The organism is Streptomyces sp. NPDC086549 (genome assembly GCF_044746205.1).
Classification (GTDB): domain Bacteria; phylum Actinomycetota; class Actinomycetes; order Streptomycetales; family Streptomycetaceae; genus Streptomyces.
In genome coordinates this window covers 469490-492119 of record NZ_JBIVBS010000001.1, presented here as the reverse complement: position 1 = coordinate 492119, position 22630 = coordinate 469490, and the positions used below count along the sequence as shown (strand labels likewise).

Below are 22630 nucleotides of genomic sequence, written 5' to 3'. Positions count from 1 at the left end.
GCGGCGGTCCGGCCGCCGGGGTGTCAGCTCTTGGTGCGGAACTTGTGGATCGCGACCGGTGCCATCACCGCGGTGAGCCCCGCCGACCAGGCCAGGGTCACCCACAGACCGTGCGCGACCGGTCCGCCCACCATCAGACCGCGCGCGGCGTCCGCCAGCGCGGACAGCGGGTTGTAGTCGGTGAAGTTCTGCAGCCAGCCCGGCATCGAGCGGGTCGGCGCGAAGATCGACGAGCCGAACTGCAGCGGCATCAGCACCAGGAAACCCATGGCCTGCACGGACTGCGCGCTCTTCATCACCACGCCGAGGGTGAGGAACACCCACATCAGGGCCGAGCCGAACAGGGCGGACAGGCCCACCGAGGCGAGCAGCCCCGGCCAGTGGGTGATGTCGAAGCCCACGAGCACGCCGACGATCATGAGCACCACGGTCGCGATGAGCATCCGCATCAACTCGACCGCGATCTTGGCGAACAGCACGGAGCCGCGACCGATCGGCAGGGACCGGAAACGGTCCATGACACCGGAGTTGAAGTCCGTGTTGAAGCCGGTGCCCACACCCTGGGCCATGTTCATGCCCATCATGGCCATGAGGCCGGGCACGACGTACTGCACGTACCGGTCCTGGCCGCCGCCCAGGGACTGGCCGATGGAGCCGCCGAAGACGTACACGAACAGCAGGGTGAAGATCACCGGGAACAGGATGGCGTCGAACATCGACTCCGGGTCCTGCCGGATCCACAGCAGGTTGCGGCGTATGAGCGCGCCGGTGTGGCGAAGGTGGGCACGGAGCGGGATGGGCGCGTCGGCCTTCGAAGCGGCCGCTGCGGCCGGGGTGATGGTGGTGGCGCTCATACGGCGACCTCCTCGCGGGTCTCGGCGGGCGTGGCGTCCTGCGGGGTACTGGCGCGGTGGCCGGTGAGGGACAGGAACACCTCGTCCAGGCTGGGCAGTTCGGTGGTGATCGAGGAGATGGTGATGCCGCGCGCGGTGACCGCGCCGACCACGGCGGTCAGCTGCTCGTCGCTGAGGATCGGCACCAGCAGGGTGCCGCCCTCGGTGTCCACGGTCGTGGCCGCGAGGCCGGTGATGCCCAGTTCGTCGAGCATCCCGGCGAGCGGGCGCAGCTCCAGCGGGTCCGCGGGCCGGACGCGCAGCGTGCGTCCGCCGACCTTGGCCTTGAGCTCCTCGATGCCGCCGTTCGCGATGACCTTCCCGCGGTCGACGACGGTCAGCTCGGAGGCGAGCTGCTCGGCCTCCTCCATGTACTGGGTGGTCAGCAGGACGGTGACGCCCTCCCCGACCATGGCCTTGACCTCGTCCCACACCTCGTTGCGGGTACGGGGGTCGAGTCCCGTCGTCGGCTCGTCGAGGTAGAGCACCTCCGGGCGTCCGATCATCGACGCGGCCAGGTCGAGCCGCCGCCGCATACCGCCGGAGTACGTTCCCGCGGGCCGCCGCGCGGCCTCCGTCAGCGAGAACCGCTCCAGCAGTTCGTCGGCGCGGGCACGGGCCTCCTTGCGCGGCAGGTCCAGCAGCCGCCCGATCATGTACAGGTTCTCCCAGCCCGGGATCTTCTCGTCCACCGAGGCGTACTGCCCGGTGAGACCGATCACCCGGCGCAGCTGCCGGGGCTGCCGTACGACGTCGTACCCGGCCACGGTGGCGTGCCCGGCGTCGGGGGCCAGCAGGGTGGAAAGGATGCGCACGAGGGTGGTCTTGCCGGCCCCGTTCGGTCCGAGCACACCCATCACGGTGCCCTCGCGCACATCCAGGTCGACACCGTCCAGTGCCCTGGTCTCGCCGTAGTGCTTGACCAGCCCCCGCACGGTCACGGCGCTGTTCGCGCCACTGGAGTTGTCGTCTTTTCGCGTCATGCCCCAGACGTTGTCAGCCCCGACCGACAAACCACCTACAGACCGCCGACAGCACAGGACGGGGCCACCGACGCCACCGACAAATTCCCGACGAGCACCGCAACCATCAATTGAGGAACCACGACGGCGAGCAACCACCTCCGCGAAAGCGGCGCCGGTTCAGGCGCAAAAAGGCGACAGCCCCGCCGACGGGGGATGATCGGCGGGGCTGTCGGTGGTGCGGCGGTGGCTCAGTGGACGGAGTGCTCCTCCAACGGGAACGTCCCGCCGACGACGTCCTCGGCGAACTCCTTCACCGCGTCGCCCATGACCTCACGCAGGTTGGCGTACTTCTTCACGAACTTCGGCATGCGCCCGCCCGTCAGACCGAGCATGTCGGTCCACACCAGCACCTGCGCGTCCGTCTCAGGTCCTGCGCCGATGCCGACGGTCGGGATGTGCAGCACCCGCGTCACCTCGGCCGCGAGCTCGGCCGGGACCAGTTCGAGGACCACCGCGAACGCGCCCGCGTCCTGCACGGCCTTCGCGTCGCGCAGCAGCTGCTGGGCCGCCTCCTCGCCGCGCCCCTGGACGCGGTAGCCCATGGCGTTCACGGACTGGGGGGTCAGGCCGATGTGGGCCATGACCGGGATGCCGGACTCCACCAGCAGTCGGATCTGTTCGTACGAGCGCTCCCCGCCCTCCAGCTTCACCGCGCCGACGCCGGCCTCCTTCACCAGCCGGGTCGCCGAGCGCAGCGCCTGCACCGGGCCCTCCTGGTAGGAGCCGAAGGGCAGGTCGCCGACGATCAGGGCGCGCTGGGTGCCGCGCACGACCGCGGCCGACAGCATGGTCATCTCGTCGAGGGTGACGGGTACGGTCGTCTCGTACCCGAGGTGGCAGTTGCCCGCCGAGTCGCCGACCAGGAGCACCGGAATGCCGGCCTCGTCGAAGACGGACGCGGTCATCGCGTCGTAGGCGGTGAGCATGGGCCACTTCTCGCCGCGTTCCTTGGCGAGGGCGATGTCGCGAACAGTGATACGGCGAGTGCCCTTGCCCCCGTACAGCGCCTTGCTGCCGTCGGAGGGCTTCGTCTGGGCAGCCGAAAGCTGCGTCATTGCAACGGCTCCTTCAGTCATCTCGAGGCGCCCTTACGGCGTCCCCGGATCCCCTCCATGGTGGCACCTCGTGCCAGGGAGGGCCAGGGGACGCCCGTGTGATCCCTTACGTCATCCCTCAGGCCATTCCGTGCGTCATCCCATACGTCATCCCATCGCACGCCGCTCGCACCCCGCCCGCGTTCCGCTCGGTCCCGGGTGGGCTGTGGCCGCGCTGCGTAACGGCTCGGCAAAGGTATTAAGATACGAGACGGTGCCGTATTGGAATGGCCTTAGGGTCGTTCATATGACAACTCCTGCCGACCGTGCCTCCAACGGTCCCCGGATACCGGAAGCGGTGCACCGGCGCCGCTGGGCGATCCTCGGCGTCCTGATGTTGAGCCTGCTGATCGTGGTGCTCGACAACTCGATCCTGAACGTCGCCATCAAGACGATCTCCACCCCGGCCCCGACCGGACTGGGCGCCACCCAGAGCGAGATCGAGTGGGCCATCAACGCCTACACCCTCGTCTTCGCCGGCCTGCTGTTCACCGCGGGCCTCATCGGCGACCGGCTGGGCCGCAAGAAGGTCCTGCTCGGCGGCCTCGTCGTGTTCGGCATCGGCTCCGCCCTCGCCGCGGAGTCCGGTTCCCCGGGCGAACTCATCACCTACCGCGCGCTGATGGCCCTCGGTGCCGCCTTCGTCATGCCCGCCACCCTCGCCGTCCTGATGAACGTCTTCGAGCGCGAGGAGCAGCCCAAGGCCATCGGCATCTGGGCCGGCGGCGTCGGACTCGCCATCGCCATCGGGCCGATCACCGGCGGCGCGCTCCTCGACCACTTCTGGTGGGGCTCGGTCTTCCTCATCAACGTCCCCATCGTGCTCCTCGCGCTCGCGCTGATGGTGTGGCTGGTGCCCGACTCGCGCGACCCGAACCCGGGCCGCCTCGACCCCGTCGGTGTCGTGCTCTCGGTGGTCGGCCTGGTCCTGTTGGTCTACGGCATCATCAAGGGCGGCGAGCTCGCCGACTTCACGGACGCCAAGGTCCTGGCGACCATCGCGGCCGGACTCGCGGTCCTCGCCGGCTTCGTCGTCTTCGAGAAGCGCAGCGACCACCCGTCCCTGGACGTCACCTACTTCAAGAACAAGGTCTTCTCGGCCGCCATGAGCGCCATCGCGCTGGTGTTCTTCGCGCTGATGGGCGTGACGTTCTTCGGTGTCTTCTACACCCAGAGCGTGCGCGGCTACTCGCCGCTGGAGTCCGGTGTGCTGATGCTGCCGCTGGCCGCCGCGCAGATGATCTTCGCGCCGCGGGCCCGGCTGCTCGTCGACCGGTTCGGCAACAAGGCCACCACCACGGCCGGTCTGCTCCTCATCGCCGTGACGCTGGCCATCTTCGCCACCTTCGAGGCGGACACGCCGATCTGGCTCCTGGAGGTCGACTTCTTCCTCATGGGCACCGGCATGGCGCACATCATGACGCCGACCTCCGTCGTCATCATGCAGGCCCTGCCGCGCGAGAAGGCCGGCTCCGCCTCCGCGCTCAGCAACACCTTCCGGCAGGTCGGCGGCGCCCTCGGCATCGCCGTGCTCGGCTCGGTCCTGTCCACGGCGTACCGCACCGGCATCGAGGACAAGCTGGGCCTGCTGCCGGCCGGTCTCAGGGACACGGCGGGCGAGTCCATCGAGGCCACCCTGGGCGTCGCCGAGAAGCTCGGCCCGCGGGGCCAGGCCCTGGTCGAACCCGCCCACGACGCGTTCCTGCACGCCATGCACATCACCGCGTTGTGCGGCACGGGCGTCGCGATCCTCGGCGCGGTGGTCACGGCCCTCTTCCTGCCGGGCAGGCCGCCGGCATCTCAGGAGGGCAAGCCGGAACAGGAGTTGGTCGTCGCCGCGGACTAGTCCGCGCACCGGCGTCCGGAGAGGCAGCACGGGGGAAGGAGGCGGCTGCGGGACAATTCCCGCAGCCAGTGAAAGGACGAAGTGACGTGAGCCTTGCCGACAGCCGACCGCGGCCGGACGCTCCCGCTCGGGGCCGCCCGCGCAGCGAGGCCGTGGAACGCGCCATCCTGGAGGGCGTGATGAAGCTCCTGGAGGAGGGCGTTCCCCTCGCCGAGCTCTCCATCGAGCGTGTCGCCCGCACCGCCGGCGTCGGCAAGGCCACCATCTACCGCCGCTGGAGCGGCAAGGAGGAGCTCTTCGTCGACGTCATGCGCGCCGCCGAGCCCCCCGACCCCGAGCTCCCCGGCACCTCGATGCGCGACGACCTGGTCGTCCTGCTCGAATCGCTGCGCCGGCGCGGCCTGGTCAGCCGCTCGTCGGCGATCCTGCACAACGCCCACGCCCAGATGAAGAGCAGCCCCAAGATCTGGGCCGCGTACCACACCTGCGTGATAACCCCCCGGCGCAACCAGGGCCTCGAGGTGCTGCGCCGCGGACAGCTGAACGGCGAGCTCCGCGAGGACGTCGACCTCGAACTGGCCAACGACATGATCGTCGGCCCCATGCTCGTCCGCTCCGTCCTGCGCCCGGACGCGGACCTCCCGGAGGGCCTGTCGGAGGAGATCGTCGACACGGTGCTCGCAGGCCTACGGCCCGTCAGCTCACCTGGCACTTAGCCCGAATGTGCGCGTTTCGTCACAGTCCAGGCGCTTGTCGCCGCAACCGGAACCCCTCGCGTCGACTTGTTCGTCATCGTCTTCCGTACGGCCGCCACGCGGCGGCAGGAGCGGGGCCGATCATCCCCTAGGGTCGTAACCCGGGGGGAAGACGGTGCGCACGGCAGGTTGTGAGGCAGACGGTATGGCGCAGCAGGCATACATGACGGAGACGGACAATGGCGGCTCGGGGCCCGAGCACCAGCGATCCCGGCTTCGGCGCCTGTTGAGCCGCCTGCGCGGCGGTCTGTTCGACGGCTGGCGCGGCGATCCGCGCGTGTGGCGCCGCGGCATCGTCACGGCCGTGATCGCGCTGCTGCTGGCCCTGGTGATGCTGGTGCACTCACGCATCCCGAACCGGGTGGGCAACCTCGGCAGCCTCACGGAGACGTTCCTGCCCTGGCTGGGCCTGCTGATCCCGGTGCTGCTGGTCCTCGGTGTCGTACGGAAGTCGGCGACCGCGCTGATCGCGGTGGTGCTTCCGGCCATTGTGTGGCTGAACCTCTTCGGCGGGCTGCTCACCGACAGGACGGGCTCCGGCGGGGACCTCATGGTCGCCACGCACAACGTCAACGCCGACAACCCGGACCCCGCCGACACGGCCCGGGACGTGGCCGCGTCCGGCGCGGACGTGCTGGCGCTGGAGGAACTGAAGGCGTCGGCCGTGCCGGTGTACGAGAAGGCGCTGGCGTCGACGTACAAGTACCACTCGGTGCAGGGCACCGTGGGGCTGTGGAGCAAGTACCCGCTGACCGGGGTCAGGGCCGTGGACATCAAACTGGGCTGGACGCGCGCGATGCGGGCCACCGTGACCGCCCCCTCCGGCCAGGTCGCGGTGTACGTCGCCCACCTCCCCTCGGTGCGGGTGAAGCTGAAGGCCGGGTTCACCGCCCGGCAGCGCGACAAGAGCGCCGACGCGCTGGGCGAGGCCATCGCCGACGAGACGCTGCGGCGGGTCGTTCTGCTCGGCGACCTGAACGGCACCATGAACGACCGCTCCCTCAACGCCGTCACCTCACAGCTGCGCTCCACGCAGGGCGCGGCGGGCAGCGGCTTCGGGTTCAGCTGGCCGGCGTCCTTCCCGATGGCACGGATCGACCAGATCATGGTGAAGGGGGTCGAACCGGAGAGCTCCTGGACCCTCCCGGAGACGGGGAGCGACCACCTTCCGGTGGCCGCGCGTGTGAAGGTCGACACGTCCTCGTAACCCGCTGGAATACCGGGCCGGGGAGAGTTTGTTCCGCAGCTGAACATACTGAACGTATGCTGTACGGAACTCCGCTCTCCCTGAAAGGCACAGGCCCGTCATGCCCCTGGCCCTGCTCGCCCTCGCCGTAGGCGCCTTCGGTATCGGTACGACCGAGTTCGTGATGATGGGCCTGCTGCCCGACGTCGCGGACGACCTGCACATCTCGATCCCCACCGCCGGGCACCTGGTCTCGGCGTACGCGCTGGGCGTCGTCATCGGCGCCCCGCTGCTGGCCGCGGCGACCGCGCGGATGCCCCGCCGCAAGGTCCTGATGGCCCTGATGGCCCTGTTCGTGGCGGGCAACGCGCTGTCGGCCCTCGCCCCCGGCTACGACTCCCTCCTGGCCGCCCGCTTCCTGAGCGGTCTGCCGCACGGCGCCTTCTTCGGCGTGGGCGCGGTCGTCGCGACGACAATGGTGCCGCCGGAGCGCAAGGCCCGCTCCGTCTCCCTGATGTTCCTCGGCCTGACCGTCGCCAACGTCGCGGGCGTGCCGGTCGCCACGCTGATGGGCCAGCACCTGGGCTGGCGGGCGACCTTCCTCGGCGTCAGCGCGATCGGCGTGGCGGCGATCGCCTCCCTCGCGCTGCTGATCCCGCACGACAGCTCGCACGCCCCCGCGACGGGCCTGCGCGGCGAGCTGGCCGCCCTGCGCTCGCTGCCGGTCTGGCTGGCACTCGGTACGACCGTGGCGGGCTTCGGCGCGCTCTTCGCGGCCTACAGCTACGTCACCCCGATGCTCACGGACTCCGCCGGCTTCGCCGAGGCGGGCGTCACGCCGCTGCTCGCCCTGTTCGGCTTCGGCGCGACGGCGGGCAACCTGCTGGGCGGACGGCTGGCGGACCACTCGCTGCGCGGCACCCTCTTCGGCGGCCTGGCCTCGCTGGTGACCGTACTGCTGCTCTTCCCGGTGTTGATGCGCGCCGAGTGGAGCGCGGCCCTCGCGGTGGCCCTGCTCGGCATGGCGGCGTTCGTCACCGGCTCCCCGCTCCAGCTGATGGTCATGGAGAAGGCCGCCGCGGCCCCCTCCCTGGCCTCCTCGGCCAACCAGGCCGCCTTCAACCTGGCGAACGCCGGCGGCGCCTGGATCGGCGGCCTGGCCCTGGCGGCGGGCTTCGGGGTCACGTCCCCCGCGGTGGCGGGGGCGGGGCTGGCGGTGCTGGGCCTCGGGGTGGCGTCGGTGGCGTACGCGGTGGACCGGCGCCGGGAGGCTGTGCACGTCGGCCGGGTGATCGCCGCGCATGTACCTGACGTACTCGATGTGGCCGGGGTACCCGATGTGTCCGATGCACCCGAACAGTCAGGCGCGCTGCACCACTGAGGGCGGGGTGGCTGCTGGCGGAGCTGACAAGTTGCCGTCGGGGCTGCCCGCTTGGGGGCGGGGTGGCCGTTGGCGGAGCTGACAAGTTGCTGTTGGGGCCGCTCGCTCGCTTCTCAACCGTGCTGGAGCGAGCCGAGTCAAGGGTGGCCCGTAGGGCCATCGCCGAAGGCGACGCGGAACGCAGTGGAGCGCCCTTTACTCGGGTCGTGGAAGCACGACACTGACAAGAAGCGGGCGGCCCCAACGGCAACCTCATCAGCATCCGCTCACACGAACGCCCTCCTCCCCAGCTCGCACCAGACCGTCTTGCGATCCGGTTCCTGGACCACGCCCCACCCATCAGCAAGCGCGTCCAGGAGAGCCAGTCCCCGGCCCGACTCCTCCGATTCCGTGGCGGACAGCAGGACGGGCAACGTTCGCGGGTCGGGATCGGTCACCTCGATGCGGGTACGGCCACGCCCCGGCGTACCGATGACTCGGATGGTCACGGGCGTGCCCTCGCCCACGTCGTCGATGACGTTCGCAAGTAACTCCGTCGCGCACAGCCGGACGTCGAAGTCGTGGTCGCGGAGCTGGTAGCGCAGCTTCGGTGCGGCCTTGGGCGTGGCGAGCAGACGGAATTCCAGCGGCGTCAGCACTCGGCCGCCGGCTTCCTGAGCGCGGCGGCGAGGGCGCGTGCCGTAGCCGTATTGCAGTTCCCGAGCGTGACGAGTCCGGCGGGCGGCGCGTACGTACCCGCGAAGCCCGGCAGGTCCACGCGGAGCGAGGGCAGCGTGATGCCGTGCAGGGCGAGGGCGGAGCGGAGGTCCTCTACGCAGAGGGTGACGTCGTAGGCGGTGGGGGACGGGTGGTCGGGCATGAGGGAGGGCAGCCTTCTGTGCGGTCTGTGACGAACTCCTCACAGACTGTCGCCCGGCTCGCTACCGTAAAAGGCGATTCGCGTCCGCGACGCGAACGGCGGAGATGGCACGGTGAGTTACGGCGGTGAGCGCGTGGTCAGGCGTAAGGACATCGACGGCTCGATGAGCGTCCCCACCTTCTACGGCAAGGAGTTGCGGTGGAAGCGGGAGGCGGCGGGGATGTCGTTGGAAGCGTTCCTCGAAGGCAGCTTCTACGGCAAGACCTACCTCAGCGACATCGAGCACGGGGAACGGAGGATGCCGGTCGATCTGGCCCGGCATGCGGATCGGGTACTGAAGACCGACGGGTTCTTCGAGCGGCACTGTGAGGATGTGCGGAAGGCGCGGAGGGGGGCTCACGCCGAGTACTTTGCCGACGTCCTGGAGATGGAGAAGCGTGCGCAGGAGATCGAGGAGTGGGATCCGTCCCTGATTCCCGGACCACTCCAACTGGAGCCATACATCAGGGCGGTTGTCCTGGCCTCACATCCAACGTACTCCGAGGAGGAGGTGGCGGCGAAGGTCGCCGCTCGAAGGGAGCGTGCATGGCTCTTCGAGGACCAACGGGCGCCGGAGACTTGGCTCGTGCTGCACGAGTCGCTTCTGCGGAACCCGATCATTGCGCCCGACGCTATGGCCGACCAGCTTGCCCACATCGCGGAGGTCGCGCGCAGGCGCCGGTCATTTCCGCAGATCCTTCCGCGGAACTCGGGTGCGCACCCCTTCATGATGGGCACGGCAAGGTTCATGACCTTTGCCGATGCTCCGCCGGTTATGTACACCGAGGGAATGTACAGCGGTCAACTGATCGATGACCCCGGTCTCGTGAGGCAGTATGCGAAGGCGTACGGACGGCTCAGGGCTGCTGCGCTGCCGCCGGCGGCGTCCCTGAAGCTGATCGAGCAAGCGGCAGAGGACTATCGAAATGGCAAGCATCCCACGTGACATGAGCGCTGCGACGTGGCGTAAGAGCAGCTACAGCAACGGCGACGGCGGGCACTGTCTCGAAGTTGCCGAGGGCTTTCCCGGCGCCGCTCTCTGGCGCAAGTCGAGCTACAGCAACGAAGACGGCGGCAACTGCGTCGAGGTAGCCCCCAACATCCCCGGCCTAGTCCCCGTACGCGACTCAAAGGTCCCCAGTGGCCCCGTTCTCGTCCTCACCTCCACCGCCTGGACCCCTTTCATCGCCTCACTCAAGACCCACTGACGCAAAAGGGGGCGTGAGGTGCCAGGCACCCCACGCCCCCTCAGCCGATCCGCAGGATCAGTGCCGACGGTACGACTCGACGTACCCGCCCGCAGGCGTGCCCACGCCGGTCACGTCGTCGTAGCCCTTCACCGCGGACAGCGAGCTGTCCTTGCCGAGGCTGCGGACCGAGGTCGCGAGGCCTCCGCTGGCGTCGGTGCCGTTGACGAAGTCGATACGCGCCACGGCGAGGTCGGAGCCCGTCGGGTTGTCCGTGACGTCGTGGTACGCCTTCGTGCCGTACTTGGCGTAGATCGCCGGGTTGGCGAAGCCGATCGCCTTGCCGCCGCGCGCCTCCTGGGCCAGGGCCTGGACGGCCGCGATCACCGGCGCGGCCAGCGAGGTGCCGCCGATGCGGTACTCGCTGTACTGCTCCGTACCGTCCGGGAAGGTCTGCGTCTGGCCGACCTTGAAACCGGTGTTCGGGTCGGCGATCGCCGCGATGTCCGGGACGACGCGGTTACCGGCCGCGTTGTTGGCCGTGGCCAGCGCCTTCGGGACGACGTTCTTCTGGTAGTACGGCTGCGGCACGGTCTTGCTGGTGCCACCGCCCGCGCCCGAGGTGAAGGCGCCGGGGAAGTTGGTCCAGCTCTTGCCGTCGGCCGACAGGGTCGCCTTCTCGGTGCCCCAGCCGGTCTCCCACAGATACTTGTCGCCCTTGCCGACGGCCAGAGAAGTGCCGCCGACCGCGGTCACCCACGCCGAGTTGGCCGGGGTGTCGACCTGCTTCGTCTTCGTGTTGGCGACCTCGTCGCCGTTGTCGCCGGAGGAGAAGTAGAAGCCGATGCCCTGGACCGCGCCGAACTGGAAGACCTGGTCGTAGGCGGCCGCGAGATCCGGCGTCTGGTTGGCCTCGATGTCGCCCCAGGAGTTGGAGACGATGTCGGCCAGGTGGTTGTCGACGACCTTGCTGAGCGAGTCGAGCAGGTCGTCGTCCATGCAGGAAGCGGCGCCCACATAGGTGACGTTGGCGTCCGGCGCGACCGCGTGCACGGCCTCGACGTCGAGGGTCTCCTCGCCGTACCAGCCGGCCGCGCCGCACTCCTTGGTCGCCGTGTAGTTCTTCGGCAGCGACTGGCGCAGCTGACCGGTCTTCCACGCCGTGTCACCGTGCTTGTTCGCGTAGGTGGCGGCGTCGAAGGCGATGGTCGGGGAGGCGTACGCGTCCGTGATGGCGACGCGGACGCCCTTGCCCGTGTACGAGCCGGCGCCGTAGGCGGCACGCAGCTGCTTGCCGGTGTAGCCCTGGATCGCGTACGGGATCTTCGTGCCGTACGCGTCCGGCAGGGTGGTCGCGATGTTCGAGCCGTAGTACGAGGAGAACGGCCCGGAGTTCTTGAACACCGCGTCCGGCGGGGGCAGCTGGTCGGCGTGGGTCGCCTTGTGCGGCGCGTTGTCCAGGCCGGTGACGGTCAGGACGGCGCCCTTCAGGCCCTCCGGCGCGGAGGCCGCCTTCGACGGCGCGCGGTAGGTCTTCGAGCCCTTGGCGTAGTTGTGCAGCTGGGTGCCGAACGCCTGCTCGGCGGCGGACACGTCACCGGTGACGGCGATGTAGTGCTGCGTGACCTTCGTGACCGTGAGCCCGGACGACCTCAGCCACGACTTGACCGCGGCCACCTGGGCCTTGGTCGCCCCGAAGTGGGCCTGCGTCTGCTTGGCGCTCAGGTACTTGCCGTACGACGGCGAGCTCGGGTCGGACACCGCCTTGGCGTAGGCGGCGAGACCGGCCGCGTTCCGGCCGGCGAGGTACACCCGGGCGTTGACCTGGGCGTTGTTCGAGGTGGCACCCTTGTCCGCCTTGGCCGTGGCCCAGGCGGGCTTGGTGCCCGCCAGGGCGTCCCGGCCCGGGTTGTCCGCGGCGTGCGCCGCGGGTATGCCGAGGGCCAGCGCACCAGCGATCATCGGCAGTGTCGCTGCCATGCTCACACCGGCGCGCACCTTGGCACGGTTGGATCTCATAGAACCCCCTGCGATGCGGTTCGCATGCATGTAGTGGTCGGTACGTCGTGGATCCGGGGCGCCGGCCCGCGGCGGTTAGGCCCGCGAATGGATCACACGATGAGGGCCACTCTTTCGATGAACCGTTCATGCCAGGGGAACGCAAAAGTCAAGAGAAGCTCAAGGAATGGTCATCCAGGGTGAATTGCGGCTTTCGTCCGTACGGCGTCGTTATGAACGCGGCTTGGCGCCACGCTCCTTGAGCATGTCGGCCATCAGCTGGATCTCGGACTGCTGCGCGTCGACCATGCCCTGCGCGAGCTTCTTCTCCACGTCGACGGTGCACTTGGTGACGCACCCCTCGGCCATGTGGATGCCGCCCTTGTGATGGTCCGTCATCAGCTGGAGATAGAAGATCTCGGCCTGCTTGCCGCTGAGTGTGCCCAGCTTCTTCAGGTCGGCGTTGGTCGCCATGCCCGGCATCAGCGCGCCGTCCTTGCCCGACGCCATGTCGCCCATGCCCATCCAGGTCATCGGCGGATCCGCCGACACCTTCGGCAGATCCCACAGGTCCAGCCAGCCCAGCAGCATGCCGCGCTGGTTGGCCTGCGTCTGCGCGATGTCGTAGGCGAGCCGGCGTACTTCCACGTTCGTCGTGCGGTCGCGCACGATGTACGACATCTCGACGGCCTGCTGGTGATGGACCGCCATGTCCCGCGCGAACCCGGCGTCCGCCGAGCCGGCGGAGGGCGTGCTCGTGCCGGAGGAGCCGTCCTCGGCGACCGCGTACGTGATCGCGCCGGCCGCGACGAGCGCCGCCGCCGCGGCCCCCGCGATCCATCCGATGCGCCGGCTCACTTCATCATCCCGCCGGTGCACGAGGCACCCGGCTCGGGCGTCTGCTTGCCCTGCACGTAGGTCGAGAAGAACTTGTCGACGCCCGGGTCGTCGGCGCTCTTCACGGTCAGCTGGTGACCCCACGCCGAGAGCATGATCGTGCCCGTCTGGTTCTCGTACGGGCTCATCAGCGTGTACGGCGTCTTCTTCACCTTCGCCGCGAGCGCGTCGACGTCGGCCTTCTTGGCCTTGCTGGTGTACGTCACCCAGACCGCGCCGTGCTCCAGCGCGTGCACGGCGTTCTCGTCCTTCACGGCCGAGGTGTAGACGTCGCCGTTGCAGTTGAGCCAGACCGGGTTGTGGTTGCCGCCGACCGGCGGGTGCATCGGGTACTTCACGCTCGTGGTGACGTGGGTCCGCGACAGCTTGCCGGACCAGGTCTGCACGCCGTCCTTGCCCGTGGTGAAGTGGCCCGAGTCGCCGGAGGAGGAGCCCTTGCCGTCGCTCGCCGTGGTGTCCTTGTCCTTCTGCGAGTTCACGAGCACCACGCCGCCGACGACGAGACCGGCGACCACCACCACGCTCGCGGCGATGGTGAGCAGCCGGTTACGGCGCTCGCGGGTCTGCTCGGCGCGCCTCATCTCCTCGATGCGCGCCTTGCGAGCGGCGCTGTTGCTGTTCTTCGCGGAACCCATGGCTGTTGTCCTTCTGGGGGAAAGGGCCGGGACGGACGGGACTGTAGGGCTCACTGATCGTAGTGTGGGCGGGGTGCCCTTCCGCAGGGAGGGCACGGGAAAGTTAATTTGAACACCGAATGCGCATTATTTACCCTGCAGGGTATGCGGCTGTTGCGCTCCACCGACCTGGCCCTGAGGGTCCTCATGAGGCTCGCCGTCGCCGGCGGGTCCACTCCCACGACCCGTCAGGTCGCGGAGGACATGGACGTGCCGTACACGCACGCCGCGAAGGTCGTGGCAGAACTCCAGCACCTCGGTCTCGTCGACGCCCGGCGCGGCCGGGGCGGCGGGCTCGCGCTCAACGAGAAGGGGCGTACGGCGTCGGTGGGCGCCGTGGTGCGTACCTTCGAGGGCGACGGCGACGTGGTCGAGTGCGAGGGTGCCACGCCCTGCCCCCTGGTGCCCGCCTGCCGGCTGCGCGGCGCCCTGCGCCGGGCCCAGGAGGCGTTCTACGCGACGCTGGACCCGGTCACGGTGGCGGACATGGTCGCGGACCCGACCGGCCCGCTGTTGCTGAGCATCTCCAGCGGTCCTGAGGTCTGAGCCCGTGGCCCCCGGTCCTCAGGTCTGAGCCCGCGACCCCCGACCTCCGACCTCCGGCCCCCGGCCCCCGACCTCCGCCCCCGGCCCTCAGGAGGCCTGCGCGAGCCAGAGGTCCGGGCCGAACACCTCGTAGTGGATGTCGGCCGGTGCCACACCCTTGGCGATCAGCTGGGTCCGCACCGCGCGCATGAAGGGCAGCGGACCGCACAGGTACGCGCGCGTGCCCGCCGGGACGTCGACGCCGTCGAGGTCCACCAGGCCCGTGCGGGTGCCCGGCTCGGCGTCCTCCTCGTAGAAGAAGTGCGCGGCGGAGTCCGTCAGCTTGGCGGCGTACGCCTCGTGGTCGGTGCGCAGGGCGTGGTCGGCGGGGGAGCGGTCGCCGTGCACGACGGCGACCGGGGCGCGGTGACCGGTCTCCGCCAGCTCGGCCAGCATCGAGACCATCGGGGTCACGCCGATGCCGGCGGAGGCGAGCAACAGGGGCGTGTCGGTGACGTCCCCCAGGACGAGGTCGCCGTACGGGGCGGACAGCTCCAGCACGCTGCCCTCGCGCACGTGCGAGTGGAGGTGGTTCGAGACCTCGCCCTCCGGCGTCGTACCGCCGTGCACCCGCTTCACGCTGATCTGCCGCACGTCCGAGCCGGGCGCCCCGGAGAGGCTGTACTGCCGTATCTGGCGAGCACCGTCGGGGAGGGTGACGCGGACGGAGACGTACTGGCCCGCGCGGAAGCCCGGCACCGGTCCGCCGTCGACGGGGCGCAGCCGGAAGGTGGCGACGTCGGGGGTCTCCGTGATCCGCTCGACGACTTCCCACTCCCGCGGGCCCGAGTCGTCCGCGCTCTCCTCGTACAGCCGCTTCTCGATGGCGATCAGGGCGTTCGCCATCAGCCAGTAGACCTCGTCCCAGGCGGCCGCGACCTCCGGCGTGACGGCCTCGCCGAGCACGTCGACGATGGCGGCGAAGAGGTGCTCGTGGACGATCGCGTACTGCTCGGGCTCGACATCGAGCGAGGCGTGCTTGTGGGCGATGCGGCTCAGCATCGCGTCGGGCCGCTGGTCCGGGTGGTCCACGAGGTGCGTGGCGAAGGCGGCGATGGATCCCGCCAGGGCCTGGCGCTGGGTGCCGGCGGCCTGGTTGCCGCGGTTGAACAGGTTGCGCAGCAGGTCGGGGTGGGCGGCGAACATCCCGGCGTAGAAGCGCTCGGTGATCTCGCCGATGGCGGCGCCGACGGCGGGGAGGGTGGCGCGGACGGTGGCTGCGGACGACTCGGACAGCATCGGGGAACTCCTTGTGGCTTGCCGGATCCCGCGATGGACCGGCACTGCGTGCCACGCTATTTAAACTTGCATTTGAGATGCAAATTAAACGGGCGTGGTGTCGCTCACGGACGAAGCGGATCGGCCATACGAAGCGGATCGGCCATTACGGATGTCGGCCCGAACAGGCAAGATGGGCGACAGAGCAGTACACCTGCCGTACGCGAGGCGTTCAGGCTCGGGACGGCCGGGCGATCAAGGTCCGCAACGCGCACGAAATGCTGTTGTGGTGGGATGCTCAGGTGCCCGACCGCCTCCAGAGGTATCCGGAATCAGGCGGCCTGACCAGCAAGGATGGGGAAGCGGAAGATGGACAAGCAGCAGGAGTTCGTGCTCCGGACGTTGGAGGAGCGCGACATCCGGTTCGTACGCCTGTGGTTCACGGACGTCCTGGGTTTCCTCAAGTCCGTGGCCGTGGCACCTGCCGAGCTTGAGCAGGCCTTCGACGAGGGCATCGGCTTCGACGGCTCCGCCATCGAGGGCTTCGCCCGGGTCTACGAGTCCGACATGATCGCCAAGCCGGACCCGTCCACCTTCCAGATCCTGCCGTGGCGCGCCGAGGCCCCCGGCACCGCCCGCATGTTCTGCGACATCCTGATGCCGGACGGTTCGCCGTCCTTCGCGGACCCGCGCTACGTCCTCAAGCGCGCCCTCGCCCGCACCTCCGACCTGGGCTTCACCTTCTACACGCACCCGGAGATCGAGTTCTTCCTGCTGAAGGACCGCCCGCTGGACGGCACGCGCCCGACGCCCGCCGACAACTCCGGCTATTTCGACCACACCCCGCAGAACATCGGCATGGACTTCCGCCGCCAGGCGATCACGATGCTGGAGTCGATGGGCATCTCGGTCGAGTTCTCCCACCACGAGGGCGCTCCGGGCCAGCAGGAGATCGACCTGCGCTACGCCGACGCCTTGTCCACGGCGGACAACATCATGACGTTCCGCCTGGTCATGAAGCAGGTGGCGCTGGAGCAGGGCGTGCAGGCCACGTTCATGCCGAAGCCGTTCTCCGAGCACCCCGGCAGCGGCATGCACACGCACCTCTCCCTCTTCGAGGGTGACCGGAACGCGTTCTACGAGTCCGGCGCGGAGTACCAGCTCTCCAAGGTCGGCCGCTCCTTCATCGCGGGCCTGCTGAAGCACGCCGCGGAGATCTCGGCCGTCACCAACCAGTGGGTCAACTCCTACAAGCGCATCTGGGGCGGCTCCGAGCGCACCGCCGGCGCCGGCGGCGAGGCCCCCTCGTACATCTGCTGGGGCCACAACAACCGCTCGGCCCTGGTCCGCGTACCCATGTACAAGCCGGGCAAGACCGGCTCCGCGCGCGTGGAGGTCCGCTCGCTCGACTCGGGCGCGAACCCGTACCTGGCCTACGCCCTCCTCCTGGCGTCCGGCCTCAAGGGCATCGAGGAGGGCTACGAGCTCCCGCCCGGCGCCGAGGACGACGTCTGGGCCCTGTCCAACGCCGAGCGCCGCGCGATGGGCATCGAGCCCCTCCCGCAGAACCTCGGCGAGGCCCTGTCGCTCATGGAGAACAGCGACCTGGTCGCCGAGACCCTCGGTGAGCACGTCTTCGACTTCTTCCTGCGCAACAAGAAGTCGGAGTGGGAGGAGTACCGCTCCGAGGTCACCGCGTTCGAGCTGCGGAAGAACCTGCCGGTGCTGTAAGCGCAGGTCGGAGCGGTTTTGCTGCTGATTCGACGCTTGGGGCCGACGGTCGTGGACCGTCGGCCCTTCGGCGTCGGCGTCGGCGTCGGCGTACGGCACCGGCGTACGGCGCCGTACGCCGACGAGACGATCGATCGTCGTTCGTGTGTGGCCGCCCTCAGGCCCACAACATCATGGGGCGAGCTGCGACTCTCCGCTCGTATCGTGAAGAGAGACGCATCTGCTGTGGCGAGGCAGGAAAGTCATGAAGGTACCGGCGGTCGACTACGAGGCGGTGTTCCAGGCCCTTCCCGGGGCGGTGGCGCTGGTTACCCCACAGCTGATCTTCGCGGACGCCAACACGGAGTTCTTGCGCCTCCGGGGCCTCCCCCGGGATCAAGTCGTCGGTCACTTCATGCCCGACGACAGGCCCAAGAACGACCCCGGCGAGCCTCACCTGCTCAGAATCCTGGCGTCACTGCGCCGGGCCGCGGAAACCGGTGAGCGCAGCATCGTGGCGCTCCAGGGCTACGACATGGAGGACCCCGAGCAGCCCGGGGTATGGCGCCAGCGGTATTTCAACCTGACCAACGTTCCCGTACTCGGACCTGATGGGCGGGTGACGCTGCTGCTGCACCGGGTGGAGGACGTCACCGAACTCATCCGCGCCCGTGAAGTCGCGCTGACCCTGCAAGAAGCCATGCTGCCCGCTCCCCGCCCGGTCGGCCGGCATCCGACGGCCGTACGCTACCCCCCGCCGCCGAGGCGCTGAATGTGGCCGGCGACTGGTACGACCTGGTCGACCTGCCCGGCGATCGCATCGCCGTCGCCGTCGGCGACGTCGTCGGCCACGGCCTGTTCGCCGCCAGCGTCATGGGACAACTGCGCAGCGCCCTCACCGCCGCTTCCCTCGTCGCCGAAGGCCCCGCCCGCGCCCTGGAAGTCCTCGGGCTGTACGCCCGCACCGTCGACGGCGCCGAGAACACAACCGTGGCCACGGCATTCATCGACTGGGAGACCCGCACCATCACCTACAGCAGCGCCGGCCACCCCCCACCGGGGCTCCTGCACAGAGACGGGACCGTCGAGTTCCTGGACCGGGCCACCGACCCGCCACTGGCCGCCCGCCCTCAACACGCTCCCCGGATCCAGGCTGTCGCGGCCTTCCGTGAGGGCGCCGTTCTCGTGCTCTACACCGACGGCCTGATCGAACGCCGCCGCGAGGACATCGACACCGGCCTCGCCCGCCTCGCCGACTCCCTGGCCCGCCACCGAGCGGACGACCCCGAAACCCTCGCCGACGCCGTGCTCGCCGACCTCCTCCCGCCCGGTGACGCCACCGACGACACCGCCCTGGTCATCGTGCGCCTGTGAACCGGCGGCCGACCACGGCCGCTCGCCCATCGACCAGCCCTGCATCAACGCCCGTCGGATAAAGTCGCCCTGATTCGGCATCACTTGCTGCGCAACAATGCGCACCAAGAAGTCGGAGTGGGAGGAGTACCGCTCCGCGGTCGGCCTGACGGGAGGCCCCGGTGAGCGGCTCGGTCACCTCGCTCCTGATCGCCCTGCTCGGCATCCTCGGCACACTGGCCTCGGGGCTGCTCGCACAGCGGTCGGCCGAGCGTGCCAAGGCGAAGGAGCTCGTCCAGGCCGAACGGCAGCGGATCGACGACCGGGAGTACCAGGCGGGCCTGGCCGCCCTGGAGACCCTGCGGGCGTGCTGCGTGGGCCTCAACACCGCGGCCCTCGACTACCACTCCGAGCTGAACCGCTTCCGCTACGCGCTGCAGGCGGACGCGGTCACGGACGAGATGCGCACGCGGCTGGACGAGGCCCGGCGCGAGCACCGGGCCCACTACTCCCAGGCGCAGATGGCCGTCCCCGACGCGGTCCTGGCGGCGGCGACCGCGGTCAACATCCGGCTGAACCGGCTGTACGGCGTCCTCAAGCGCCTGGACGGAGGACTGCCACCCGCCCGCCCCGAGGAGTCGGTCGACGAGGCCCGCGCCCACATCATCGCGATGTGGGACCACCTGGAACACCTGCAGAGCGTCATGCGGGAGAGCGTGGGCGTCCCAGGTAGGCGGGGGACACCGCCTCCGAGCTGATGCGCCGGGCCCGCCCCGTCCCGTCCGCCGGGACCTGGTACAGGTCCGCCCCGTAGTCGCCCGGCAGCGCGTACACGATCGTGTGCGCGTCCCGCCACACCGCCTGGTCGTCCACGCTCCTCGGCTCCGCCAGCGGTGTCTCGCGCATGGTGCGCAGGTCGAGGACGTACAGGTGCCAGGGGGCGTCCTTCGGGAGGCCCGGCACCCGCTTCTTGTAGGCGATACGTGTGCCGTCGGGGGAGAGGGACGGGCATTCGAGGTTCGTGTGGACGGTGGTGACGGTTCGGGCACGCAGGTCGCCCCGCACCAGGTAGGTGTGGCCCTTCGTCGCCAGTGTCGCGTAGAACGTGCGGTCGTCCGCCGCGAACGTCACGCCCCAGAAGTTCACGTCCGCCGCCCGGTAGGTGTGGCCGTCCTTGATGATCCGGAAGGCTTCGAGGGACGGGATCAGCTTCCCCGTGCGGGTGTCGGCGATCGCCGCGCGGGTCGAGAAGTTCGTGCCCGCGTACGAGTCACCGCCGACGAACGCCGTCCAGGCGGCGAAGTGACCGGTCGGGGAGACGCGGGCGCGGGACGGGATGCCGGGGACGTCGTAGTGGGCGGTCGTCCGCAGGCGCGCGTCCAGGATCAGCGCACGGTACGTGTCCGAGACCGGGCCGTGCACCGCCTGGAGGCACACGCCCGTGCCCGAGGCGGCGTAGAAGCGCAGGCACTTGACGCCCGAGGCGGTGCGCGGCCCCGACGGGTCCGACGCCGGGACCGTGGTCAGTTCGTCGCGGTGCGGGCCCCACGCCATGTTGCGGAACACCATGCGGCCGGGCGCCGTCAGGGTCACCTCGCCCGACGTGACCTTCGGGCCGCCGGCCTGGGTGTGGTCGCGGCGGTCCGCCCGTGCCGACGCGTGCAGGACGGAGGCCAGCGCCACCCCCGCCAGGACGACGACGGCCGACAGCAGGACCAGGATGCGGGACCGGACGGTCATGAGGCGTACTCCCGGGTCGGGCGGAGCGAGGTCGGGCGCAGCGTGCAGGAGAACGCCGCGCACGCGGCCAGGGCCACCGTCGCGACCGCCAGGGCCGTACGGTCGCCCCACAGCGTCCACGCCGCGCCGAAAAGCAGTGAGCAGACGAAACGGGCCAGCGCCTGCCCGGTCTGCACGACGGCCAGACCGGACGAGCGCAGCTCCTCGGGCACGCCGTCGGAGGCCGTCGCCATCAGCACGCCGTCGGTGGCCGCGTAGAAGCCGCCGTGCAGAGCAAGCACCGCATAGGGCAGGGCGGTGCCGTGCCAGGACGTGAGCAGGAGGACGTACGCCAGGAGGAGGGAGCCGTGGCCCGCCAGGAAGACCCGCCAGCGGCCCACCCGGTCCGCCAGCCGGCCCAGCGGCACCGCGAGGAGGAGGAACGCGGCCGCCGTGCCCAGCGGCAGCAGGGCGAACCAGCCGTCGGGGACCCCCAGGCGGCGCTGCAGCAGGAGGTAGACGAAGGAGTCGCTCACCGTGGCGAGGCCCAGCAGCAGGGCGCAGACCGTGATGCGGCGCAGGTCACGGCGGCGGAGCAGGGCCAGGGCGGCGCGTACGGTGGGGCGCGCGGTGGGAGGTGCGGTGGGGGACGCTGTGGGAGGTGCGGTGTCCGTGGGCGGCTTACGGTCCCGGCCGCCCGGCACGAACAGCACCAGCACCAGCACCCCGAGCACGGCCACGCAGAAGCTCACCGTGAACACCGCGTCGTAGCCGTCCACCGCCGCCCGCAGGATCAGGAAGGCGGCGAGCGGGCCGAGCAGCGCGCCCGCCGTGTCCATCGCCCGGTGCACCCCGAAGGCGCGGCCACGGGTCTCCGGCGTGCTGGACAGGGAGATCAGCGCGTCGCGCGGGGCCGTGCGCAGGCCCTTGCCGGTGCGGTCGGCCGCCAGGATCAGGCCGATCGGTGTGAGGGAGTGCGCCATGAGCAGCAGCGGCTTGCAGAGCGCGGAGATGCCGTACCCGACCCCCGCCACCCACTTGTGCCGGCCCCCGCCCCGGTCGGCGAGGTGGCCCCCGGCCAGCCGGACCAGCGCCGAGAAGCCGTTGTAGATGCCGTCGAGCAGGCCGAAGCCCAGCGGTGACAGGCCCAGCCCCGCGACCAGGTACAGCGGCAGCACCGCCGTGACCATCTCCGACGAGACGTCGGTGACCAGACTGACCGTGCCCAGCGCGAGCACCGTGGGCGCGACCGCGGCGCGGCGCCGCCCGGCTATGGGCCGGACGGCGCCGTCCGCGGACGCCGGCGCACTTGCGCGGCTGTCCGCTACGTACACGTCAGGACGCCCAGATCCCGCTGATGTCCTGGGCGGAGGCCGCGTTGCCCGCGTGCGTGGTCAGGCCCTGGGTGTCCTCCAGGGTGCGGAGGAGGTCGTAGTGGTTGTACGTCGTGGAGGACGACGAGCCCGGCGTCACCGGCTGGCCGTAAAGGACCGTCGGGATGCGGTTGCCGCTGAGCCGGTTGTCCTCGTCGAAGGTGACGACCAGGAGGCTGTTGTGGGTCTTGGCCCAGGTCGCGTAGGCGCCCAGGTTGTTCTGCAGCCAGGTGTCGCCGGTCGACACCGAGCAGTCGTGCATGTCGCTGCACAGGTTGGGGACCACGAAGGACATCTGGGGGAGCGTCGAGTAGTCCGTCGGGAACTGGGCGAACGTCTTCGCGGTCGAGGTCGGCACATTGCTGAATCCGAACCACGGGTTGTGCTTGCGGGCGTAATTGCCGCTGCTGCACGTGGTCGAGCCCTGGCTGGGCAGCGTCTCGTTGTAGCTGGCCCAGCTGCGGCCCGCCGCGATCTGCTCGGAGGCCAGGTTGGCGGCCGAGGAGAAGCCGGGGGTGTAGCAGCTGTCGTCGGTGATGCCCTGGGTGGAGCCGGAGAAGAGGGCGAAGTAGTTGGGCTGGCTCGGGTGGGTCTCGGCGTAGGACTGGCTGAGGTTGGCGCCGCCGGTCTTGAGCGAGTTGATGTACGGGGCGCTGGAGGAGCCGATGACCTGGCTGTAGGCGTGGTTCTCGAAGACCACGACGACCACGTGGTCCGGGGTCGGTACGGCGCCCGCGGCGTGCGCGGCCCCGCTTCCGAGCCCTGTCCACAGCCCGATCGCGGCCGCGGTGAAGGCCGTTGCGGATGCCACTACGGTGCGGGCACGGCGGAACGCCGA

The 22630-nt window shown here is 69.9% G+C and carries 21 protein-coding genes and 1 pseudogene; 10 read left to right on the top strand and 12 right to left on the bottom strand.

Annotated features, from left to right (window positions below; all coding sequences use genetic code 11):
* Nucleotides 1-23: 23 nt before the first annotated feature.
* The 3 genes from ACIPSA_RS02255 to panB form a co-directional block, all read right to left on the bottom strand.
* Nucleotides 24-854, bottom strand: coding sequence for an ABC transporter permease (locus ACIPSA_RS02255; RefSeq protein ID WP_402627833.1), 831 nt, complete (start codon nucleotides 852-854; stop codon nucleotides 24-26).
* Entirely contained in the window at nucleotides 851-1876 is a 1026-nt protein-coding gene (locus ACIPSA_RS02250) for an ATP-binding cassette domain-containing protein (protein ID WP_402627830.1), read from the bottom strand. Before ACIPSA_RS02250 ends, ACIPSA_RS02255 begins: the two co-directional genes overlap by 4 nt.
* A gap of 230 nt (nucleotides 1877-2106) precedes the next feature.
* The gene (panB, locus tag ACIPSA_RS02245) at nucleotides 2107-2973 is read right to left on the bottom strand and encodes a 3-methyl-2-oxobutanoate hydroxymethyltransferase (protein WP_402627828.1); all 867 of its coding nucleotides are present in this window, start codon (nucleotides 2971-2973) and stop codon (nucleotides 2107-2109) included.
* A gap of 286 nt (nucleotides 2974-3259) precedes the next feature.
* Between panB and ACIPSA_RS02240 the strand changes: the two genes are divergently transcribed.
* The 4 genes from ACIPSA_RS02240 to ACIPSA_RS02225 all read left to right on the top strand — a co-directional run bounded on the left by ACIPSA_RS02240 (nucleotide 3260) and on the right by ACIPSA_RS02225 (nucleotide 8180).
* Nucleotides 3260-4858, top strand: a complete 1599-nt coding sequence (locus ACIPSA_RS02240; protein WP_402627825.1) for an MFS transporter — start codon at nucleotides 3260-3262, stop codon at nucleotides 4856-4858.
* An 86-nt stretch (nucleotides 4859-4944) separates the two neighbouring features.
* Nucleotides 4945-5574 (top strand): TetR/AcrR family transcriptional regulator, encoded by a 630-nt coding sequence (locus ACIPSA_RS02235; protein ID WP_402627822.1) that lies wholly within the window; start codon nucleotides 4945-4947, stop codon nucleotides 5572-5574.
* Nucleotides 5575-5758: 184 nt separating this feature from the next.
* Nucleotides 5759-6820, top strand: a complete 1062-nt coding sequence (locus ACIPSA_RS02230) for an endonuclease/exonuclease/phosphatase family protein (protein WP_402627820.1) — start codon at nucleotides 5759-5761, stop codon at nucleotides 6818-6820.
* A gap of 100 nt (nucleotides 6821-6920) precedes the next feature.
* Nucleotides 6921-8180: an MFS transporter gene (locus ACIPSA_RS02225; protein ID WP_402627817.1), complete on the top strand. Its 1260-nt coding sequence runs from the start codon at nucleotides 6921-6923 to the stop codon at nucleotides 8178-8180.
* A gap of 266 nt (nucleotides 8181-8446) precedes the next feature.
* On the opposite strand, the gene ACIPSA_RS02220 is transcribed toward ACIPSA_RS02225, so the two are convergent.
* Nucleotides 8447-8818, bottom strand: a complete 372-nt coding sequence (locus ACIPSA_RS02220; RefSeq protein ID WP_402627814.1) for an ATP-binding protein — start codon at nucleotides 8816-8818, stop codon at nucleotides 8447-8449.
* On the bottom strand, nucleotides 8812-9039 hold the full coding sequence (locus ACIPSA_RS02215; protein ID WP_402627811.1) for a hypothetical protein: 228 nt from the start codon (nucleotides 9037-9039) through the stop codon (nucleotides 8812-8814). The genes ACIPSA_RS02220 and ACIPSA_RS02215 overlap by 7 nt, the downstream gene beginning before the upstream one ends.
* 163 nt (nucleotides 9040-9202) lie before the next feature.
* On the opposite strand from ACIPSA_RS02215, the gene ACIPSA_RS02210 reads away from it, so the two are divergent.
* Both ACIPSA_RS02210 and ACIPSA_RS02205 read left to right on the top strand, forming a co-directional pair.
* Nucleotides 9203-10024 carry a helix-turn-helix domain-containing protein gene (locus ACIPSA_RS02210; RefSeq protein WP_402629433.1) on the top strand — a complete coding sequence of 274 codons (822 nt, stop codon included), beginning with the start codon at nucleotides 9203-9205 and terminating at the stop codon, nucleotides 10022-10024.
* A 1-nt stretch (nucleotide 10025) separates the two neighbouring features.
* Complete coding sequence (locus ACIPSA_RS02205) at nucleotides 10026-10286, top strand: DUF397 domain-containing protein (RefSeq protein WP_402627809.1); 261 nt, start codon at nucleotides 10026-10028, stop codon at nucleotides 10284-10286.
* 57 nt (nucleotides 10287-10343) lie between these two features.
* On the opposite strand, the gene ACIPSA_RS02200 is transcribed toward ACIPSA_RS02205, so the two are convergent.
* The 3 genes from ACIPSA_RS02200 to ACIPSA_RS02190 form a co-directional block, all read right to left on the bottom strand.
* Complete coding sequence (locus tag ACIPSA_RS02200; RefSeq protein WP_402627806.1) at nucleotides 10344-12284, bottom strand: protease pro-enzyme activation domain-containing protein; 1941 nt, start codon at nucleotides 12282-12284, stop codon at nucleotides 10344-10346.
* Nucleotides 12285-12494: 210 nt separating this feature from the next.
* Nucleotides 12495-13121, bottom strand: coding sequence for a DUF305 domain-containing protein (locus ACIPSA_RS02195; protein WP_402627803.1), 627 nt, complete (start codon nucleotides 13119-13121; stop codon nucleotides 12495-12497).
* The gene (locus ACIPSA_RS02190) at nucleotides 13118-13795 is read right to left on the bottom strand and encodes a DUF3105 domain-containing protein (RefSeq protein ID WP_402627800.1); all 678 of its coding nucleotides are present in this window, start codon (nucleotides 13793-13795) and stop codon (nucleotides 13118-13120) included. Before ACIPSA_RS02190 ends, ACIPSA_RS02195 begins: the two co-directional genes overlap by 4 nt.
* A 144-nt stretch (nucleotides 13796-13939) precedes the next feature.
* Here ACIPSA_RS02190 and ACIPSA_RS02185 point away from each other — a divergent pair, with 144 nt between their 5' ends.
* Nucleotides 13940-14380, top strand: a complete 441-nt coding sequence (locus ACIPSA_RS02185) for an RrF2 family transcriptional regulator (protein ID WP_402627797.1) — start codon at nucleotides 13940-13942, stop codon at nucleotides 14378-14380.
* A gap of 87 nt (nucleotides 14381-14467) precedes the next feature.
* On the opposite strand, the gene ACIPSA_RS02180 is transcribed toward ACIPSA_RS02185, so the two are convergent.
* Nucleotides 14468-15658, bottom strand: coding sequence for a globin domain-containing protein (locus ACIPSA_RS02180; protein WP_402627795.1), 1191 nt, complete (start codon nucleotides 15656-15658; stop codon nucleotides 14468-14470).
* 348 nt (nucleotides 15659-16006) lie between these two features.
* Between ACIPSA_RS02180 and ACIPSA_RS02175 the strand changes: the two genes are divergently transcribed.
* From ACIPSA_RS02175 to ACIPSA_RS02165, 3 genes and pseudogenes are all read left to right on the top strand, one after another.
* Nucleotides 16007-17368 (top strand): glutamine synthetase family protein, encoded by a 1362-nt coding sequence (locus ACIPSA_RS02175; RefSeq protein WP_402627792.1) that lies wholly within the window; start codon nucleotides 16007-16009, stop codon nucleotides 17366-17368.
* Between the two features lie 244 nt (nucleotides 17369-17612).
* Nucleotides 17613-18721: pseudogene (locus ACIPSA_RS02170) on the top strand (PP2C family protein-serine/threonine phosphatase).
* 161 nt (nucleotides 18722-18882) lie between these two features.
* Entirely contained in the window at nucleotides 18883-19458 is a 576-nt protein-coding gene (locus tag ACIPSA_RS02165) for a hypothetical protein (protein WP_402627789.1), read from the top strand.
* On the opposite strand, the gene ACIPSA_RS02160 is transcribed toward ACIPSA_RS02165, so the two are convergent.
* The 3 genes from ACIPSA_RS02160 to ACIPSA_RS02150 are packed head-to-tail and all read right to left on the bottom strand — an operon-like array spanning nucleotide 19403 to nucleotide 22603.
* Nucleotides 19403-20440 carry a TolB family protein gene (locus tag ACIPSA_RS02160; protein ID WP_402627786.1) on the bottom strand — a complete coding sequence of 346 codons (1038 nt, stop codon included), beginning with the start codon at nucleotides 20438-20440 and terminating at the stop codon, nucleotides 19403-19405. The two genes, ACIPSA_RS02165 and ACIPSA_RS02160, sit on opposite strands and share 56 nt — an antisense overlap.
* The gene (locus ACIPSA_RS02155; RefSeq protein WP_402627783.1) at nucleotides 20437-21753 is read right to left on the bottom strand and encodes an MFS transporter; all 1317 of its coding nucleotides are present in this window, start codon (nucleotides 21751-21753) and stop codon (nucleotides 20437-20439) included. Before ACIPSA_RS02155 ends, ACIPSA_RS02160 begins: the two co-directional genes overlap by 4 nt.
* A 1-nt stretch (nucleotide 21754) precedes the next feature.
* Nucleotides 21755-22603, bottom strand: a complete 849-nt coding sequence (locus ACIPSA_RS02150; RefSeq protein WP_402627780.1) for an alkaline phosphatase family protein — start codon at nucleotides 22601-22603, stop codon at nucleotides 21755-21757.
* Nucleotides 22604-22630: the final 27 nt, after the last annotated feature.